1 pseudogene is annotated in these 330 nt (G+C 64.5%); it reads left to right on the top strand.

Annotated features, from left to right (window positions below):
- A pseudogene (locus HWX31_RS34730) lies at positions 1-330 on the top strand (DUF802 domain-containing protein); the annotation flags it as partial.

Below are 330 nucleotides of genomic sequence, written 5' to 3'. Positions count from 1 at the left end.
TGAGCGACGAATGGGCGCAGACGAGCGCGAACCACATGGGCCGTCAGCAGGCGATCTGCGACGCGCTCGCGCAAACGGCAACCGATATCGGCGCACAGACCACGACGTTCGAACAGCACTCGGCATCGCTGCTGCATACGATGCGCGAGTCGCACGCGAATCTGCAAACCGAACTGGCGTCGCGCGACGAACGGCGTCTCGCGGCATGGAGTGCTTCGCTTGCAGAGATGGCGGCGAAGTTGAGCGACGAATGGGCGCAGACGAGCGCGAACCACATGGGCCGTCAGCAGGCGATCTGCGACGCGCTCGCGCAAACGGCAACCGATATCG

The sequence above is a fragment of the Burkholderia ubonensis genome (assembly GCF_902833085.1).
Taxonomy (GTDB): Bacteria; Pseudomonadota; Gammaproteobacteria; order Burkholderiales; family Burkholderiaceae; genus Burkholderia; species Burkholderia ubonensis.
This window is presented reverse-complemented; position numbering and strand designations above follow the sequence as displayed.